Source organism: Ochrobactrum sp. P6BSIII, assembly GCF_014138065.1.
GTDB lineage: Bacteria > Pseudomonadota > Alphaproteobacteria > Rhizobiales > Rhizobiaceae > Brucella.
In genome coordinates this window covers 390,169-408,913 of sequence record NZ_JACGXB010000001.1, presented here as the reverse complement: position 1 = coordinate 408,913, position 18,745 = coordinate 390,169, and the positions used below count along the sequence as shown (strand labels likewise).

Sequence of the window (18,745 nt, the reverse complement as noted above, 5' to 3'; positions counted from 1 at the left end):
AACTCAATGCTTTGGTGAGAATCCGGGGATTGCCAATGGATTTTCCATCAGTGCCGCACGGTCTGGCCGGTCAAGGCTTGGACGACCCAGAAACGCGTCGAACAGTTCCCGCACATAGCTCTCCGGCAGGTCCTTCACGATCATGACCAGAAGCGTCTGCTTCTCGCCCTGCGGCCCCAGGGGCCACTCTGGCAGGCGCGCTGGCGGGTGGAAAATCTTCTGCACGCCGTGGATCACGACGGGACGTTCCGGATCTTCCGCGATCTGCACAATGCCTTTGACGCGCAACAGCTTCTCGCCATGCGTTGAACGCAAGAGATCGAGGAACATATCGAAGGTCGAAAGCGGAATAGGTGCATCGTGCCGCAACGAAAACGAGCGGATGGCATCGTCATGGTGGTGATGCGCATGATGATGGTGGTGGTGTCCATGGCCGTGGCCATGATCATGGTCGCAATCCGGCCCGCACACATGGTCATGCCCGTGATCGTGATGATGGTGGTCATGATCCTCATAGGCTTCCGCCTTGAGCCAGCGCTGCACATCCGCAGTTTTGGTCTCAGGATTATATAATCCGCACTCAAACAAAGCCGCAAAGCCGGTGCGCTCATCACCTGCCGTCAGAATCTCGGCACCCGGATTGAGCGCTCTGAGACGCGCTTTCAGCGCCGCCAAGCCTGCTTGCGCTTCGGACAGATCTGACTTGGTGAGGATGATCCGGTCGGCCATTGCCGCCTGCTTGACCGCTTCCTCATGATTGTCGAGCGTCGCCATGCCGTTGACGGCATCGACGGTTGTCAGCACGCCATCGAGACGGAAAGCCTGCATCAACACGGGATGCCCCATGATCGAATGCAGCACTGGCGCCGGATCGGCAAGGCCGGTCGTTTCAATGATAACCCGCTTCAGCGCCTTGATGCGCCCGGTCTGCAAGCGGTCGATCAGATCGGCCAGCGTGTCCACCAGTTCGCCGCGCACCGTGCAGCACAGGCAACCGTCCGACAGCTCGATAACGCCCTCGCTGGCTTGTTCGACCAGCAGATGATCAATGCCCACTTCACCAAATTCATTGATGATCACGGCGGTGTCGCTCAAGGCCGGATCCTTCAGAAGCCGGTTGAGCAGCGTGGTCTTGCCGGAGCCCAGAAAGCCGGTCAACACGGAGACGGGAATAGGATTTGGCATGGCAAACACTTCACACTTTGAGGGCGCGACACTTTAAGCACACAACAGGTTGGGCCAACTATGCCAGCCCAATGTCGTGGTGGATCAGTTGATCGCGGTTGTTTTCACACCCGCTGCACGCTGCGGGCGCGGCATTGGCACAGGCACCTGCGAGATGTGGAGCTGGCTTGGCTTGGTGACCGGGCCCGGTTCGGAAACAAGTCCGACCTGCACGGCAACCGGATCGTGATCCATGGCGTGAATATAGGGCGAGTTGATCTTCAGCTTGCCTTCAACATCGCGACCGTCCCAGCGATCGGCCATGGCCTCCTGACTACAGATCGCCTTGCGCATATCGACAGCCTCATTGAGATTGCCGCCAGCGGTTGGCCGCAGCGTTGCAAGCGTTGCACCGCCAGAAGTGTTGTCACGGAAAGCATCGGTCATCATTTGCGCAGCCTGAACGGCACGCGTTTCCTGACGATCCGCGCCAAGCACGATGGCCAGCACAGTGCGACCGTTACGGGTGGCGGAACCGGCCAGATTGAAGCCCGAAGCGCAGACGAAACCGGTCTTCATGCCATCAGCGCCGTCATAGCGGCCCAGCAGGATGTTGTAATTGGCCTGAACTTTTTTGCCCGCGCCCGGATCGATGGCCTCGGTCGAGAAATAATGCGCATATTGCGGGAATTCGCGGCGCAGTTGCACGGCGAGAACCGCCAGATCGCGCGCCGTCGTATAATTGTTCGGATCATGCAGGCCATTCGGATTGGCGAAATGCGATCCGACCATGCCAAGGCGCTGCGCTTCGGCATTCATGAGCTGTACGAAGCCCGCCTCACTGCCACCCACAGCTTCGCCCACGGCAACGGCGACGTCATTGGCGGATTTGACCAGCATGATCTTCAGCGCAGTATCGAGCGTCATCACGGAGCCGGGCTTGTAGCCCATCTTGCTCGGCGGCTCCTTGGCGGCGCGAACCGTCATCGGCACGGGAGATTCGAGCGTCATGCGACCAGACTGAAGCGCGCGAAACGTGACATAGGTTGTCATCAGCTTGGTGAGCGAAGCCGGATACCAGCGCTGGAACGCATCCTGCTGGGCGTAAACCTTGCCGGTTGCCACATCGACGGCGATTGACGGATTGGCCAGCGCCGCTCCCATCGCCGTGCCAGTCATTGCTGCGGCAGCAACCAGGAATTTCAACGACTTCGACAACATTGCGCAGTTCCAATCAATAATGGCCCGCAATTTCTGCGGGTCTCCGTTCGCACGGCTCAATTCAATGGTTCCAAATCGCCATCAGGACGACACACGACACTTCCGGTCATATAAGGAGGATTTGCGTTGCTCTTATCTATGCCATGTGGCGAGGAAAAGGCAAACAGGGATTGCCGGATTTCACCGAAACGTCATATCCTGCTTCCTTCAAATCACACCCAACCATGCCACATTGGGCCATGTTGGCCCAAGCCCATATAGACCCAATACGGGAGCCTCTCCGAAATGCCAGTGCTTAATCGTGCCGTAGAAACGCAGGCGGAAATCGCCGCCTGGCGACGCCAGCTACACCAGAATCCTGAACTGCTCTACGATGTGCACGACACCGCAAAATTCGTCGCGGAAAAGCTGAAAGCCTTCGGCTGCGACCATGTGGAAACCGGCGTCGGTCGTTCCGGCGTGGTCGGCATCATCAAGGGTCGCCACGGCGACGGCCCGGCCATCGGCCTCCGCGCCGACATGGACGCGCTGCCGATCACCGAAACAAGCGGCGTCGAATGGGCGTCGCAAAACCCCGGCAAGGCGCATTCCTGCGGCCATGACGGCCACACCTCCATGCTGCTGGGCGCTGCGCAATATCTGAGCGAGACGCGCAATTTCCGCGGCTCGGTCGCTCTGCTTTTCCAGCCCGCCGAAGAAGGCGGCGCGGGCGGGCTTGCCATGGTCGAAGACGGTGTCATGGATCGCTTCGGCATTTCGGAAGTCTATGGCGTGCATAACATGCCAGGTCTGCCGGTCGGTCAGTTTGCCATGTGCAAGGGACCGATCATGGCTGCAACGGACGAATTCGATCTCTTCGTCAGCGGACGCGGCGGGCATGCGGCGCAGCCGCACCGCACCATCGATCCAATTCTGGCCGGTTCGCAGCTGATGATGGCTTTGCAGGGCATCGTTTCGCGCAATACCGATCCGCTGGATTCGCTCGTCATCTCGGTCACGAAGTTCATCGCGGGCGAGGCCTATAACGTGATCCCGGAAAAGGCGACGCTGTCGGGCACCGTCCGCACGCTGCAAAAGGAAACACGCGCTTTCGCTGAACGCCGCATTCGCGAAGTGGCAGCGGGCATCGCCGCCGTCACCGGTGCAGAGATTACCGTGCGCTACAAGAACAATTATCCGGTCACCTTCAATCACGATGCGCAGACGGAATTTGCCGAGCGCATCGCCAACAGCGTTGCAGGCGAAGGCAAGGTCAACGCCAATGTCGAGCCGATGATGGCGGCGGAGGACTTTTCCTACATGCTGGAAGCCCGCCCCGGTGCTTACATCTTCATCGGCAATGGCGATACGCCGGGCCTGCATCACCCGGCCTACGATTTCAACGACGACGCCATCCCCTATGGGGTCAGCTATTTCGTAGCCGTAGCCGAAACGGCGCTCGCCGCCTGAGCGCCCCTGCAATCTGAGAAAATCCGCCTACCCCGCTTTTTGCGGGGTTGGCTACCGCCATGAAACCCAGTATGTGTCGGAAACATCCGAACATGCTGGCAAAAGCGGATGGCTCTAACGGTCGGTCCCGTAGCTCAGTAGGATAGAGCGACAGATTCCTAATCTGTAGGCCACTGGTTCGAATCCAGTCGGGATCACCACTTAACAAGTACTGAACACAGAGACCTATATTGCAAACGAACACGCTGGAAAATGCTGCGTAGGTTTTCGCGGATGAGCGGGCGAGTTTCCCCGCCCGCCTCCTTGATATTCTAGGAATGAAGACGGCGAATAGCCTCTTCTTTACTGCCCGGATGCCGCTTTCCAGTATTTACCTCAGAAATACGACCACCATTCGTATCGAAGTAAGCTGCGATGCGGCTCTGCAACTCACCTCTCATGAGCAATAGATGCACCTGAACAGCGTCTTCAAACGTGAGTTTGTATGCGGGTAAAGTCATAGGTTTCGTCTTTCACAAAAACCGGAAAGAACCTTGACTTGTATCGCGAATGCGAACATGGTCACCCCGTGATCACAAATCTCCGCCCTTCCGGCGGTTTCTATCAAGGCCAGTCTAGTTACAGCTAGATTGGCCTTCTCCTTTGCTGCATGCGAATCATCTCTACAAGCAACAGTAGAATTTTGATAGAAAAGGGGAAACTCCGCAACACAATATATAGAAATTCACGGAGACATAGCCGGAACATCCTATATCTAGTGGGTCGCCTGTTGATAGTGGGGATGGGCGTCCGTTGAGCCTAAAGTCTCCCTGACAGCTATTTCAACGGACGCAATGTCTGAATCCTAATAGTAACCTCACCGATCATAAGGCCAGTTGGCCTGCGAGAAGACGCCGCCATCGACCCAGAGCGTCTGGCCCGTCACAAAGCGTGCGGCCTCTGACGCAAAAAACAGCACCGGTCCAGCCAGATCCTCGACGCTACCGACCCGCCGCAAGGGCGTGACCTTGGCCCAGGTGCCTGCGTAGTCCGGCTGTTCCAGCGCTGTGCGATCATTGAGGATTGCGCCGGGGGCCACACAATTCACCCGAATGCCGTGCGGTCCAAGTTCCACCGCCGAAACCTTGGTGAACTGTTCAATGCCGCCCTTGGAGGCCGTGTAGGAAACGAGCTTCGGGAAAGCGAGCTTGTTGCAGCCCGAACCGATATTGATGATCGCGCCGCTCTTGTCCGCATCCACCATGCGCTTGGCCGCCGCCTGTGTGTTGAGGAAGCAGCCCTTCAGATTGGTGCGGATGACATCGTCCCACTCGTCTTCGCCAAGCTCCAGCAGCGAACTCCATGTCTGGATACCGGCATTGTTGACGAGCACGTCAGGCGCATCGCCGAACCAGCTGCATGCTTCATCGAAGAAGGCATCGACTTCCGCCCCAACGCCAACATCACAGGCAAGCCCAAGCGCCTGACCGCCGCCCGCTTCAATCGCCTCGACCAGCGACTGGGCTGCCCCGTCCTCATCCTTGTAGCTGAAAGCAACCGCATAGCCCGCCTCGGCAAAGGCCGTGACCAGATGTCTGCCAATACCCGTGCTGCCGCCTGTGATGACTGCGAATTCGCTCATGCCGTTCCCTCCCTGAAGCATTTCCGGCAACGAACTTAATCGGTTTTCGCCGGTGGTAAACTGGCAGAAAAGAAAATATCGTCCGCAAAGGCAGAATGGAGTGAAAAATGAATCCGGACATCAAGGAAGCCAACGGCGCATGCCACTGCGGAACGGTGCGTTTTCGCGTAAAACTGTCCGACGGCCTGCATAGCGCGCGCCGCTGCGACTGCTCCTATTGCCGGATGCGCGGCGCAGTCGTCGTGTCAGCAGAACTCGGCGGGCTGGAAATCCTGCAAGGGGAAGACGCGCTCACCCTCTACACCTTCAATACCGGCGTCGCGAAGCATTTCTTCTGCTCCAGATGCGGGATCTATACGCACCACCAGCGCCGCTCCAATCCTCGCCAGTTTGGCGTGAATGCGGCTTGTCTGGAAGGCGTTTCGCCTTTCGACTTCAAGGTTATCCCGGTCAATGACGGCGTCAATCACCCCTCCGACAATCCGAACCACAAGGGTTCAGATGTCGTGGGCTATCTGCGCTTTGAACCGGCGGACGGCATGGATTAAACCCTTGCACGCGGCTTCTGTTCGTTTTTCTCCCAGGAGAAAACCGTTGGCGGCAGCGGATCGCGCCCGCGAATAATGTCGGATCCCTTTTCGCCAACCATGATTGTCGGCGCATTGGTGTTGCAGGACGGCACGCGCGGCATGATCGAGCTGTCGCAGACACGCAAGCCCTCCAGACCGTGAACCCTCAGTTCCAGATCGACCACCGCGGAAGCATCCGTGCCCATCTTGCAGGTGCCGACCGGATGGTGATCGGTCTTGGCATTGGCGCAGGCATAGTCGAACAGATCGTCGTCAGTAACCACTTTCGGTCCCGGCAGCCGCTCGGCCATGACAAAGGGTTTCAGAGCTTCCTGTTGCAGGATTTCGCGGGCGATCTTCAGCCCTTCCAATGACATCTTCAGATCGTGCGGATCGCTCCAGTAATTGGGGTCGATTAGCGGGGCTGCTGCCGGATCGCTGGACGCCAGACGCACTGTCCCACGCGAACGCGGATGCAGATAAGCGGAATTGAGCGTCACGCCCGCATTCTTCAGCTTCTCGACGCCGGCTTCAATCCCCGAACCAAGCCCCAGATGGAACTGGATATCCGGCGACCGGGCCTCCGGGTCGGCATACCAGAAGCCGCCCGTCTCAAACAGGCTCGACGCCACCGGGCCGGAACGCAGCAGGATATATTGCAGACCCGCGCCAAGCGTGCGGTGCAGCTTTGCCACGCCGTCATAGGTGTGATCGCCAGTGCATTCGCTGATAACGAACAGATCGAGATGATCCTGCAAGTTTGAGCCGACGCCCGGCAGATCGTGTTTCACGGCCACGCCTGTCTGCTTGAGATGATCGGCTGGTCCGATCCCAGATTGCAGCAGAAGCTTCGGCGAGCCGATCGCGCCCGATGACAGGATCACCTCCCGCGATGCGCGCAGCACCTCGCCGCTCATCAACGCCACGCCGGTGGCGCGCGTCTTCTCCAGCACGATGTTGCGCACTGGCGCGTTGATTCTGACCGTCAGGTTTCTGCGTCCCTTGATCGATGCGAGATAGGCAAGCGAGGCGGACGAGCGGCGGCGATTGCGCTGGGTCAACTGGTAGAAACCGACACCTGCCTGTTCGCGACCGTTGAAATCCGGATTGTAGGGAAGCCCAAGCTCCTGCCCCGCGCGGATATAGGCATCGCAGATCGGCAGCGGTGCAGACGGCATGGAAACGCCAAGCGGCCCGCCATAGGAATGATAGTCATCGTTGAAACGCTGATTGTCCTCGGCACGTTTGAAATAGGGCAGCACGCTGCGATAATCCCAGCCGGTGCAGCCGTCTTCATTGGCCCAGAGATCGTAATCAGCCGCATTGCCGCGCGTATAAATCTGCGCATTGATGCTGGAACCGCCACCAATGACCTTGGCCTGCGTATAGCGCAGAACGCGGTTTTTCATATGCTTCTGCGGGACCGTCTCCCAGCCCCAGCTCGCCACGCCCTTGGTCATTTTGGCAAAGCCCGCAGGCATATGAAACAGCGGGTTCCAGTCGCTTCCTCCGGCTTCCAGCAGCAACACCTTCACCGAAGCATCCTCGCTCAGACGATTGGCGAGAACACAACCGGCCGGCCCGCCGCCAACGATGATATAATCGTAATTCATGCGTTTCTCCTCCCGAGAAACTAAAGCTTTGCTATCGACAGGCCGCCATCGGCATTGATCACCGACCCGGTAGCGAAGATGAAATTTCCGCCCGCAAGCCCGGCCACGATGGCGCCAACATCGCCCACTTCGCCCCAGCGCTTCATCGGCACCAGCCCGCCGTCAATCAGCGTGTCGTAGCGCTCGGCAACCTTTGCGGTCATGTCGGTGCGAATGATACCCGGTCGAACCTCGAACACACCAATCCGCGCCTCGGCGAGCCGCAATGCCAGCCCCTGTACAAAGGCGGTCAGCCCAGCCTTGCTGATGCAGTAATCGAGCCTTTCCGGCGAACTCATCACTGACGAGACTGAACTGATCGTCACGATGCTGCGTGGAAAACGCACATCGGTTACCGCCAGCATGGCTTTCACTATTGCCTGCGTGAAAAACACAGTGCCGCGCAAATTGACCCCCATGATGGTGTCGAAATTCTCCGGCTTCAGGCCAAGAAAGTCACCGCGTTCGACGGAACCCATGCCCGCATTGTTGACGAGACAATCAATGCTACCAAACTCCTTCAACACGGCGGCAACCGTCGCCGCATGGGTTTCTACGGCAGCAAGATCGCCCTTGAAGAAAGCCACCTTGCCGCCCATGCCGCGCAGTTCGTGGATAACGGTCTCGTCGTTTTCAACATCAGTAATCGCCAGATCGAAGCCCTTCGCCGCGAGAGCGCGGGCTATGCCAAGCCCGATGCCACGTCGACCGCCGGTCACCAGCGCCACAGGTCTTTGACGGTTCATGCCAGCACCTCCCGGTTCAGATGATCGGACACGCGCAACGCCTGCGCGGCGATGGTCAGCGCGGGATTGACCGCAGCTGATGTCGGCAGGAACGACGCATCCACCACATGAAGATTGGGATGGTCGTAAGCGCGGCACCATGTATCGAGCGGCGCTGTCGCCGGGTCATTACCAATGCGCACCGTACCGCATTGATGCGAGGGCGTACGCCGGTCGAAGGCCCGCGACAAAACCACCGGAAATCCTGCCGCCCGCAGTGCGGATTTGAGCTTGTCGACCAGCATCAGATGCGCCTTCCAGTTGCTGCGCACCCAATGCAGGACAATGCGTTCGCCATCCACCGTCACGCGGCTTTCCGGCGACGGCAGGTCTTCGCTCATCGCGTAGAAGTCGATTGTGTGCCCGGCAATCCGGTTCAACAGCCATTCCGGCACACGTGGCATATTGGATTTCAGGATCGCGCCCGACACGCGCCCAAGCAATTGCACATTGCCCAGCGGCGGCCCGCCTGCCCCGTCCGACAGATAGTAATCGTTGAAGCCAAAGGTCTTCTGATAGACGCTGTCATTGCGATAGCGCGGATCGAAAGCGATCACGGCGCTAGAATTATGGTTCATGAAATTGCGACCGACCTGATCGGAACGGTTTGCCAATCCTGAGCGCAACAAAAGCGCTGCCGACTGCACCGCACCCGCAGAAAGAATAACGAGCTTTGGGCGCAAGACCAGCGCCTCGCCGTTCTTCACATAATGCACCGCCGCGATGGTTTTGCCATCCGGACCGGCTTCCAGCCGCGTCACCCGGGCCGCGGTTTCCAGCCTGACATTGGAATAGCGCAAGGCGCTGGCAAGCGGACAGGTTTCCGCATCCATCTTGCCGTCATTGCTGTTCGGATGTGCATCCCACGGCGTTTTTGCCTTGGCGAGCCAGCGGTCAATATCGACACCCAGCGGCAGCGATGCGGCATGAAGGCCGTTCTTTTTCAATCGCGCCCGTATATCGGCAATGGCCGGTTCATCACGGATTGCCGGATAGGGATAGGGTTTTGAATGATCTGGCTCGGTCGGATCATCGCCCAGTTCACCCCGCACCTGAAACAGCTGTTCGGCACGGCTATACCAAGGCTCCAGCTCGTCATAGGCGAATGGCCATGCGGGCGAAACGCCTTCCAGATGCGCCATTTCCGCAAAATCCTCGCGGCGATAGCGGATCAGCACCGCGCCAAAGAATTTGGAATTGCCGCCGACATTGTAGTAGTTGCCGGGATTGAATGGCGTACCACTGGTCTCGTACCAGAACTCCTTCGGGCGAAAGAAGCCTTGTTGGAAAATGGCGCGCGGGTCGCGGTTTTCCGGCCTGTCCGGGAGATGCTCCCCCGCCTCAAGAATGAGAATGTCGGCACCTGACACAGCAAGGCCGGCGGCCATTGTCGCGCCGCCGATACCCGATCCGATAATGACGATATCCGGCTGTCCTCCCAAAGCCGTCACTCCCTACTTTTCTTGCGGCATCCACCAGCCGGTGCGCGCGCCGATATGCATGTTGAGCGTCTTGGTTTCGGTGTAATCCTCCACCGCATGACGACCCAACTCGCGGCCCAGACCCGACTGACGATAACCGCCGAAAGGCAGTTCCGGCGTGCCATCCATGAAAGTGTTCATCCAGACCGTACCGGCGCGCACCTTGCGCCCGATGCTCATGCAGGTATCGAAATCGCGGCTCCACACACCTGCGGAAAGCCCGTAATCAACCGCGTTGGCAATGGAGATTGCCTCATCCACCGTATCGAAGGAGAGGACCGACAGGACAGGACCGAACACTTCTTCACGCGCCACGGCCATATCGGCTTTCACGCCCGCAATGATGGTCGGTCCCATATATTGGCCAAGGCCGAGATCCAGCACATCGCCGCCATGGGCAATTGCAGCGCCCGCCTTCTTGGCCTGATCGACATAAGCGCCAACCTTGCTCAGATGCTGCGGCGTGATGATCGCGCCCACCTGCGTGCTGACATCGAGCGGATCACCGACGATGACCTTTTTCGACAGATCAGCGACGCGCCCGACAATCTCATCGACAATCGAGCGATGCACGATCAACCGCGAACCGGCATTGCAGCATTCGCCCGCATTGAACCATGCGCCGAAAACCGCAGCGTCGATGAAGGCATCCATATCCGCATCCGGGAACAGGATTTGCGGGTTCTTGCCGCCAAGTTCCAGCGACACTTTCTTCAGCGTCTGCGCCGCATTGGCCATTGTCAGCTTGCCAACACCAGTGGAACCGGTGAACGACACCATGTCCACATCCGGATGCGTACTCATATGCTGGCCGACATCAGCACCCGTTCCGGTGACGATGTTGACCACGCCATCCGGCACGCCTGCCTCGGCCAGAATTTCACCAAGCACCAGTGTCGAACCGGAGGTAAGTTCCGAAGGCTTTACGACCGCCGTGCAACCCGCCGCCAAAGCAAATGGCAGCTTTTGGCCGACGATCAGGAACGGAAAGTTCCACGGCGTGATGATGGAAACAACACCAATCGCCTCACGCAGCACAACGCCTAAAGTGCCATCGCCCAGCGTATTATAGCTCTCGCCATGCAGATCACGCGCAAGCGCTGCCGCATAACGCCAGATATCGACGGAACCAGCAATCTCGCCCCGCACCTGACTGATTGGCTTTCCTGCTTCAATCGCATCGAGATAGGCAAGCTCTTCCGCCCTCGCTTCAATGAGATCAGCGGCTTTCAACAGCACCAGCGAACGCTGCGATGCCGTTTTGGAAGACCAGCGCCCGTCATCAAAAGCCCTGCGCGCAGCTGCTACGGCACGTTCCACATCAGCCTTGGTGCCAGCGGGATAACGGCTCACCGTCACGCCATGACCGGGGGCCACACGCTCAATGCTGCCGCCGCTTTGGCTCTGCACCCATTTGCCATCGATCAGCATGGAGAATTCGCGGACGGCCAGTCCTGCCAGCGGCTGCGGTTTTACGATCGTGCTCATCACCATTCTCCCTTAAAATTCGCTTCGCGCTTTTCGCTGAACGAACGCACGCCTTCCTTCAGGTCGCCGGTCTTGGCGACAAGGATGGAACCCAATGCCTCGACGGCGGTTCCATTGTCCTCGCCATTGGCGACGGAAAGCATCAGTTTGGAAATTTCCAGTGCAGCCGGTCCGCGCTTGGCCACCCGCGCCGCATAATCCTGCGCCGCCTGCAAGGCTGCGCCCGTCTCCACAACGGCATCGACAAGCCCATGCGAAAGCGCTTCTTCAGCCGTGAACATTTCGCCGCCCAGCACCATACGGCGCACGATCTGCGCACCGAATCGACGCACAAGACGCTGCGTGCCGGACCAACCGGGGATCATGCCGAGCGAGGTTTCCGGCAAGCCGATCTTCGCCTGTCGTTCGACAATGCGGATATCAGCGGCGCCCGCCAGTTCCAGACCGCCGCCCAAAGCATGGCCGTTCATCGCTGCGATCAGTGGCACACGCAAAGTCGCAAGCCGCTCGAACACACGATGGCCGTAACGCACCCATGCATGGCCGAACTCTGCCGGTTCCATGCCGCCCCAGGCCTTGATGTCGCCTCCAGCGGAAAAGGCTTTGCCCTCACCGGTCAGGATCGCAACCCGCACGGTGCTATCCGCCTCCACCCGATCACAGGCGGCGGATAATTCCTGCAAAAGCTCGATATCGAACGCATTGAGCTTTTCGGGACGCTTGATGGTCATGACCGCGATGTGGTTCTCGGTCGCAATTTCTATGCGATCAGCCATCTCACGCCTCCAGCTTTCGCGCAGGCTTTTGCGGCAATTCAAGTCCAATCGGCTCTTCGCGGAACAGCGCCTCGTCCATGATCTTGAGCTGATCGGAAACGATCAGCGGAAACTCAGCCTGATCGAGAATATGGGCCTGCAAATCCACACCCGGCGCGATCTCGGTGAGCACGATGCCTTCCGGCGTCAGCTTCATCACAGCGCGTTCCGTAACATAGGTGATGTCCTGTCCCTGCGCGACACTGCGCGGACCGGAGAAGGTGACGTGCTCAACCTCATTAACGAGCTTTTTGAGCTTGCCTTCCTTCTCGATCACCAGTTTGCCGTCTGCAACGGAGAGCTTGGCCCCTGCATTGAACATGCCGGAGAAGACAATCTTTTTGGCCCTTGCCGTAATGTCCACAAAACCGCCCGCCCCGGCCGTGACATGCGGACGGAATGAAAGCTTCGACACATTGACCGAGCCGTCGCGTCCAATCTCCAGGAAGGACAAGAGCGACGCATCGAAGCCTGCACCCTGAAAATAGGTGAACTGATAGGGCGACGGCATATAGGCGTCAGCATTCGCTGCGCAGCCAAAGGCAAAATCCAGTAGCGGCACGCCACCGACAGCGCCCTGCTCGATCACCCATGTCACAGCACCATGCAGGCCTTCCTCCAGCAAAATGCGCGGCACATTGGCCGAAATTCCGAAGCCGAGATTGACCGTGCTTCCCGCCTGCAATTCCTGCGAGACACGGCGCGCAATCGCCTTCTGGATATTGAACTCGGCCAGACGGAACGTATCGATCGGACGGAAAATCTCGCCCGAAATCGCCGGATCGTACAGTGTCTGCGTCGTCTGCTTCTGGTCCGGATCGACCACGATATAATCGACCAGAACGCCCGGCACCCGCACATCATGCGGCTTCAGCGTGCCTTCCTTGGCGATGCGTTTCACCTGCGCAATGACGATGCCGCCATTGTTGCGCGCGGCCAGCGCCTGATCGAGACCACCAAGATAAGCGCCTTCGTGCTCATAGGTGAGATTGCCACGCTCATCCGCCGTCGTGGCACGAATGATCGCCACTTGCGGGATGATGGAAGGGAAATAGAGCCAGTCTTCGCCTTCGAAACTGACATGTTTCACAACCGGTTCCTGCCCGGCCTTGTCATTCATCGCCGTGCCCTGACGCTTGGGGTCGACAAATGTATCAAGCCCCACCTTGGTCAGCACGCCGGGGCGCTTGGCCGCTGCTTCGCGGTGCATATCGAACAAAATGCCCGACGGAATATTATAGGCCGGGATATCATTGTTAGTGATCATCTGCCAGATCAGCGGCGGCTCGGCACTGGACGGCCCAGACGGATAGGAACCGCCGATGATTTTCTTCAATAATCCCGGCTTGGCAATGTAATCGACGCCCTTGATGCCGCTCATATCGCCCGCCGCAATCGGGTGCAGCGTGGTGATATCTTTGGGATGGCCGGTTTCGTCAAACCGCTCGCCAATGGCTTTCAGCGTCAAATCGGGACAGCCAAGACCGCTCGATGAGGAGACGGAAACGACAGCGTTGTCGGGGATGAGTGCAGCCGCTTCCGCAGCCGAAATATGCTTGTTCATGGTGTTCAGATTCCAGATTTAACGGCGGTTGCCTTGCCGGTCTTTGCGGCCTCAAGCACGGCAAGCCCGGTGGCGAGCGACCAGATGCCATCCTCCAATGTTGCGGAAGGCTGGCCCTCGCCTGCTATCGCATCATGGAAAGCCTGCAAGGCGGTTTCATAGAGATTCGTCTGATCGAGCGGCAATTCGTGCTCGCCGTCCTTGTCACGCAGCAGCACCGAACCAACCGGCTTTTGCGTCATCACATTGCGCGCCACCAGCGAGCCTTCACTGCCATGCACCTCGAAGCCGGTTTCCGCATATTTGGTCGTGAAAGCGTCGTGGAACTGGGCGATCGCGCCAGATGGAAAACGCAATGCGCCCATCACTCCATCTTCCAGTCCCTCACCACTTAAGCCCCCTTGCTGGCTGAAAGCCAGGGCCTCGACCGGGTTTTCACCCAGCACAAAACGCAACGTATCGGCATCGTGCACCGTGATATCGAGAATGACACCGCCACCAGCATCGGGCCGCTCGATACGCCAGCCCTGCAAATGCGGTGGCAAGTAAACCGCATGAAAAACCCGTGCGCCAAGCACCTTGCCGATCCTGCCCTCGGCGATTGCATCACGCATGGCGCGGTGGCTGGCAGCGTTACGCAAATGATGGTTGGTGCCTGCCACCACGCCCGCTTCGCGTACGGCCTTCAACATGGCATGGGCATCACCAATCGTCAGCGCCAGCGGCTTTTCACAGAGGATATGCTTACCAGCCTTGGCGGCGGCAATCGTCTGATCGCGATGCAATTCATTGGTGGTGGAGATATAGACAGCGTCGATTTCCGGATCGGCCAGAAGTGCGTCGAGGCTTGTCACGGAGCGGTCAATTCCGTTGTCACGGGCATAGGTTTCGCCGCGCGCGGCATTGGTGCTGTAAACGGAAACGACTTCGCCGCCAGTAGCACGAATGGCTCCGATCACCCACTCTTTCGCAATCGTGCTTGCGCCTATAAGGCCCCACTTTGCCATCCGCGTTTCTCCTCCGTTTTAAAAGGCATGCCGCAACTGGCACGCACCGCAAGACGCACCGCCAAACGCTGCGCCTCCGCCTCCACCCGTTCTGAATTGATTTGCTTCAAAAGAAGCTGTGCCGCCCGTTCGCCCATCCCCTGCGGATCGACCGACACTGTTGTTAATGCGGGCACGGCGGTCTTTGCTTCGATCACATCGTCGAAGCCGACCACGCCGAAATCACGTCCCGGTTCCAAATGCGCAGCGCGCAAACCGTCGCAAACGCCAAATGCCACCGCATCGTTGAAACACACCGTAGCCGTCGGCTTTGCACCCAGCAGCAACATGCGTTCCACTGCTTCCACACCGCCCGCCCGCGACGGGGCCGATGTGAAGACCAGCGCATCGTCAAAGACGAGACCGGCCTGTTCCAGACCAGCGCGATAGCCGGAAACACGCTCGGCAAACACCGCCGTATCCGCATAACCGCCCATGAAGGCGATGCTGTTGTGCCCGAGGCCGACCAGATGCTCAACGGCCTTAGCCACGCCGCCGCGATTGTCGGACAGAATGGACGAAACGCCAGAACCCGGCACATCGCGCACCATCTGCACCACCGGCAGGCCACTTTTCGCCAGTGGCTTCAGGTCGCCAGATTCAGTGCCACGCGCCGGTGACACGATCAGCCCGGCAATGCCGTGTTCGCGCATGGAGGCGATCACTTCGCGCTGCCGGTCGATGCTCTCGCCGGTATTGGCCAGAAACTGCACATAGCCTGCCGACTGCATAACGCGGTCCACACCGACCGCCAGTTCGGCAAAGAAGCTGTTGGTCAGATCGTTCACGACCAGCCCGATGATCTTCGACTTGGACTGACGCAGATTGGCGGCGCTGCGGTTATAGACGTAACCGAGCTTTTCGATTGCCGCCTGCACCTTCACACGCGTTTCGGCATGAACCAGCGGACTGTCACGCAGCACGAGCGACACGGTCGATTTCGACACGCCTGCCTCGCGTGCAATATCGATGACCGTAACGCTGCTCTTGTTCATGACTTCCTCGGCTTTCGCTAACAATTTAATTGGAACGTTCCAAAAAAGTCAACGGGAGAAATTTTGCCACTATATCGCCACATCAATGTCCTTTTTCACGATATCACTCCCGCATAAATTTGAGAAATATGGATTATTCGCGTGAGAAGCGCTTTTCTCGGGCCTAAAACTCTACTTGTAACTCGATATTGGCGCTTCTTGCCATTTGGAACGTTCTAAATTATGAAAGGCAAGGTTCCGTGGGAGGATGATCATGAGCGTTGCATTCGACACTATGCTGACCTTGCCAAAGGCAGACGGCACTCTACACGCATACCGGCTTGCTGGAACGCCGACAGAAAGACCTTCCGCTCCCCCGCAGTTCAATCGCATCGCCTATGCAGCGGCGCATATCGTCTCCGACCCACAAAGCGATACGACGCCCTGGAACAATCCCGCGCTTGACTGGGGTGCGACCATGGCGTTTCGCCATCATCTCTGGAGCCTCGGCTTCAAGATCGCCGAAGCGATGGACACCTCGCAGCGCGGCATGGGCCTCAACTGGGCGGGTGCGCAGGAATTGATCCGGCGCTCACTGGCTGAAAGCAAAACCGTAGCGGGCGCCGATCTGGCCTGTGGTGCCGGCACGGATCATCTCGATCCGGCGAACGCAAAGAGCTTTGATGACGTGATCAAAGCCTACGAAACACAGGCCGGTTTCGTCGAAAAGCACGGCGGACGTTTCATCCTGATGGCAAGCCGCGCCCTTGCCCGTATTGCGCGATCCCCGGACGATTATGCAAAGGTTTATGGGCACATTCTCTCCAATGCCCGCGAGAAGGTCGTGCTGCATTGGTTGGGCGACATGTTCGACCCGCAGCTCAAGGGCTACTGGGGAAGCTCTAATTTCGACGATGCGCTGAACACTGTCATCAATATTATCGAGGCCAATCGTGACAAGGTCGAAGGCATCAAGATTTCGCTGTTGGAAGAGCGCTACGAACTTGCCCTGCGTGACCGGTTGCCGGAAGGCGTGCTCTGTTTCACGGGCGATGATTTCAACTATGCACCGTTGATCGAAGGCGACGGGCACAAGCATAGCCATGCCCTGCTCGGCATTTTCGATGCAGTCGCGCCACAAGCTTCCAATGCGCTCGCCGCCCTCGCCAAGGGCGATACTGCACGGTTCCGCTCCATCATTGAGCCAACTGTACCGCTCTCGCGCAAGATTTTTGAAGCGCCGACGCAGTATTACAAGGCGGGCGTCGTGTTTCTCGCCTGGCTCAACGGTCATCAGACGCATTTCACCATGCCTGCCGGAATGCAATCGGCGCGCGGCATTGTCCATTATGCCGACATTTTCCAGCTGGCCGACGAGGCCAATGTGCTCGACCGGCCGGAGCTTGCCATGAAGCGCATGAAAGCGCTTTTGGAAACCCATGGAGTGGAGCAAGCCTGACAGCCACTTTTTCGGACGCTATACATTCTCCCACGCAAGTTTGTCCGGTTCCTGTACTGATTGATTTCGGCTATCAACTTGATTAAGCAATCAACAGCATAGAAACCAATTAGGGGAGATTTTCATGCGTTCTGTACTTCTGGCATTGCTGGCCGCAACGGCCATCGCTACTTCGGCCCAGGCAAAAGACGTAACCGTCGCCGTGACCGCCATTGTCGAACATCCGGCACTCGACGCCGCCCGTGACGGCGTCAAGGATGCTCTGGCCGAAGCCGGTTTCAAGGAAGGCGAAAATCTCAAATTCGTCTATCAGTCCGCTCAGGGCAACCCGGCAACCGCCGCACAGATCGCACGTCAGTTCGTGGGTGATGGCCCGAACGTGATCGTCCCGATTTCCACCCCATCGGCTCAGGCTGTAGTTTCCGCCACGCGCGACATTCCGATCGTGTTCACCGCCGTATCCGATCCGGTCGGCGCGCAGCTCGTCAAGAACATGGAAAAGCCGGGCGGAAACGTAACCGGTCTCTCCGACATGTCGCCGGTCGCCGAACACATCAAGCTCATCAAGGAAGTGATGCCGAACATCAAGAAGCTCGGCTATCTCTACAATTCCGGCGAAACCAACTCGGTCTCGCTTCTGGCTGCACTGAAGGAAGCTGCTGCAGCTGACGGCATTGAGATCGTTGAATCCGCTGCCACCAAGTCGGCTGAAGTCAAGGGCGCCGCACAGGCTCTCGTCGGCCGCGCCGATGCCATGTATGTGCCGACTGACAACACCATCGTCTCGGCCCTCGAAAGCGCCGTCGGCGTTGCTGAGGAAAGCAAGCTGCCGCTCTTCACCGCTGATACGGATTCCGTCAAGCGCGGCGCGATGGCTGCGCTTGGCTTCAACTATTACGACGTCGGCAAGCAGACCGGCGCTGTCGTTGCACGCATCCTGAAGGGTGAAAAGCCGGGTGACATTTCAGTTGAAATCGCCAAGGGTACCGACCTCGTCATCAATCTCGGCGCAGCCAAGAAGATGGGCGTTGAGTTCCCGAAGGCTGTGATCGACCGCGCCACCAGCAAGATCGACTGATCCAGTACGAAATGCAGAAAATCAGGGGCGGGAGTGGAAACTTCCCGCCCTTTTTCTTTGAACACAAGACGAAGCCCTGAAGCGGGGTCAGGTTCGAAAAGACATCTGACCTGTAGCAATACCGCACGAATGTTGCGTAAGCTCCATATAAAGCAGCATTTGCGGGCGTTTGGCGCGGTTAGGACTTGCGCTCATGATTGTGAGAGTTGTAATCCGACTGGAACAATAATGGGAACAAATGATCTAGCCGGGAAACAATCCGAACGGGCCTCGCCTGCCGGATAAACTCAAACCAAAACCGGTCGCGATTGGTGAAAGCCTTTTGGACAATTGACGGCGCAGCGCCTTGATGTCCGCAGGCTTGCGGATGATCTTATGC

15 protein-coding genes and 1 tRNA gene are annotated in these 18,745 nt (G+C 58.3%); 5 read left to right on the top strand and 11 right to left on the bottom strand.

Annotation, left to right across the window (positions count from 1 at the left end):
• Positions 1–3: 3 nt before the first annotated feature.
• A complete protein-coding gene (locus tag FHW00_RS01845; protein WP_078337595.1) occupies positions 4–1,185 on the bottom strand; it encodes a CobW family GTP-binding protein in 1,182 nt (393 codons plus the stop codon).
• 84 nt (positions 1,186–1,269) lie between these two features.
• Positions 1,270–2,385, bottom strand: a complete 1,116-nt coding sequence (locus FHW00_RS01840; protein ID WP_078337596.1) for a D-alanyl-D-alanine carboxypeptidase family protein — start codon at positions 2,383–2,385, stop codon at positions 1,270–1,272.
• A 285-nt stretch (positions 2,386–2,670) separates the two neighbouring features.
• Here FHW00_RS01840 and FHW00_RS01835 point away from each other — a divergent pair, with 285 nt between their 5' ends.
• Both FHW00_RS01835 and FHW00_RS01830 read left to right on the top strand, forming a co-directional pair.
• Positions 2,671–3,834, top strand: a complete 1,164-nt coding sequence (locus FHW00_RS01835) for a M20 aminoacylase family protein (protein ID WP_078337597.1) — start codon at positions 2,671–2,673, stop codon at positions 3,832–3,834.
• Between the two features lie 123 nt (positions 3,835–3,957).
• Positions 3,958–4,034, top strand: a tRNA-Arg gene (locus tag FHW00_RS01830).
• Between the two features lie 656 nt (positions 4,035–4,690).
• Here FHW00_RS01830 and FHW00_RS01825 read toward each other — a convergent pair.
• Complete coding sequence (locus FHW00_RS01825; RefSeq protein ID WP_078337599.1) at positions 4,691–5,455, bottom strand: SDR family NAD(P)-dependent oxidoreductase; 765 nt, start codon at positions 5,453–5,455, stop codon at positions 4,691–4,693.
• Between the two features lie 107 nt (positions 5,456–5,562).
• Here FHW00_RS01825 and FHW00_RS01820 point away from each other — a divergent pair, with 107 nt between their 5' ends.
• A complete protein-coding gene (locus tag FHW00_RS01820) occupies positions 5,563–6,003 on the top strand; it encodes a GFA family protein (RefSeq protein WP_078337600.1) in 441 nt (146 codons plus the stop codon).
• On the opposite strand, the gene FHW00_RS01815 is transcribed toward FHW00_RS01820, so the two are convergent.
• From FHW00_RS01815 to FHW00_RS01780, 8 genes are read right to left on the bottom strand one after another with little or no spacing between them, the layout of a single operon-like run.
• Complete coding sequence (locus FHW00_RS01815; RefSeq protein WP_078337601.1) at positions 6,000–7,637, bottom strand: GMC family oxidoreductase; 1,638 nt, start codon at positions 7,635–7,637, stop codon at positions 6,000–6,002. The two genes, FHW00_RS01820 and FHW00_RS01815, sit on opposite strands and share 4 nt — an antisense overlap.
• Positions 7,638–7,657: 20 nt before the next feature.
• Positions 7,658–8,422, bottom strand: a complete 765-nt coding sequence (locus FHW00_RS01810; RefSeq protein WP_078337602.1) for a 3-ketoacyl-ACP reductase — start codon at positions 8,420–8,422, stop codon at positions 7,658–7,660.
• Positions 8,419–9,903, bottom strand: coding sequence for a GMC oxidoreductase (locus FHW00_RS01805; protein ID WP_078337603.1), 1,485 nt, complete (start codon positions 9,901–9,903; stop codon positions 8,419–8,421). The genes FHW00_RS01810 and FHW00_RS01805 overlap by 4 nt, the downstream gene beginning before the upstream one ends.
• Before the next feature lie 12 nt (positions 9,904–9,915).
• Positions 9,916–11,436: an aldehyde dehydrogenase family protein gene (locus FHW00_RS01800; RefSeq protein ID WP_078337604.1), complete on the bottom strand. Its 1,521-nt coding sequence runs from the start codon at positions 11,434–11,436 to the stop codon at positions 9,916–9,918.
• Positions 11,430–12,206, bottom strand: a complete 777-nt coding sequence (locus tag FHW00_RS01795; RefSeq protein ID WP_078337605.1) for an enoyl-CoA hydratase/isomerase family protein — start codon at positions 12,204–12,206, stop codon at positions 11,430–11,432. The genes FHW00_RS01800 and FHW00_RS01795 overlap by 7 nt, the downstream gene beginning before the upstream one ends.
• 1 nt (position 12,207) lies before the next feature.
• Complete coding sequence (locus FHW00_RS01790; protein ID WP_078337606.1) at positions 12,208–13,809, bottom strand: acyl CoA:acetate/3-ketoacid CoA transferase; 1,602 nt, start codon at positions 13,807–13,809, stop codon at positions 12,208–12,210.
• A 5-nt stretch (positions 13,810–13,814) separates the two neighbouring features.
• On the bottom strand, positions 13,815–14,816 hold the full coding sequence (locus FHW00_RS01785; RefSeq protein WP_078337607.1) for a Gfo/Idh/MocA family protein: 1,002 nt from the start codon (positions 14,814–14,816) through the stop codon (positions 13,815–13,817).
• Complete coding sequence (locus tag FHW00_RS01780) at positions 14,795–15,850, bottom strand: LacI family DNA-binding transcriptional regulator (protein WP_078337608.1); 1,056 nt, start codon at positions 15,848–15,850, stop codon at positions 14,795–14,797. The genes FHW00_RS01785 and FHW00_RS01780 overlap by 22 nt, the downstream gene beginning before the upstream one ends.
• Before the next feature lie 253 nt (positions 15,851–16,103).
• On the opposite strand from FHW00_RS01780, the gene FHW00_RS01775 reads away from it, so the two are divergent.
• On the top strand, positions 16,104–17,288 hold the full coding sequence (locus FHW00_RS01775; protein ID WP_078337609.1) for a dihydrodipicolinate synthase family protein: 1,185 nt from the start codon (positions 16,104–16,106) through the stop codon (positions 17,286–17,288).
• 124 nt (positions 17,289–17,412) lie between these two features.
• Complete coding sequence (locus tag FHW00_RS01770; RefSeq protein ID WP_078337610.1) at positions 17,413–18,366, top strand: ABC transporter substrate-binding protein; 954 nt, start codon at positions 17,413–17,415, stop codon at positions 18,364–18,366.
• Positions 18,367–18,745: the final 379 nt, after the last annotated feature.